1 protein-coding gene is annotated in these 479 nt (G+C 31.9%); it reads left to right on the top strand.

Going from position 1 to position 479, the window contains the following annotated elements:
* Nucleotides 1-57: 57 nt before the first annotated feature.
* Nucleotides 58-479 (top strand): GNAT family N-acetyltransferase (locus U860_RS0130705; RefSeq protein WP_025151461.1); only part of this gene is annotated, 422 nt, incomplete at its 3' end.

Here is a 479-nt window from a genome sequence, read left to right on the forward strand (position 1 = left end):
GCCATTTTCAAAAATCTGTCGCAATCTTTATTAAAACCTAATTGAAGGAGATCGTATATGATTATTCGAGAAATGAAAAAAGAAGACAATGCAAAAGTAAAAGAAATTATACAAGATTCATTAAAATCACTTGGATTAGCGCTTCCTGGAACAGCTTATTTTGACCCTCAACTTAACGACCTACACCAATATTATAATAATCTAAAACATGCGAACTATTGGGTAGTAGAAATGGAAGGAGAAGTTGTTGGTGGAATTGGTATAGCACCGTTTAACGAACATGATAAAGTTTGCGAATTACAAAAGCTATACTTAAGTCCAAAAGCACAAGGTTTAGGGCTTTCCAAGAAACTAATGGAAACAGCTTTGTCATTTGCCTCTAAACATTATGAAAAGTGCTATTTAGAAACAATGCATGAATTAAAAACTGCATGTCTATTATATGAAAAATTTGGATTTATACTTTTAAATGAACCCCT

The sequence above is a fragment of the Bacillus sp. H1a genome, from assembly GCF_000633475.1.
GTDB classification, from domain to species: domain Bacteria; phylum Bacillota; class Bacilli; order Bacillales; family Bacillaceae_G; genus Bacillus_A; species Bacillus_A paramycoides.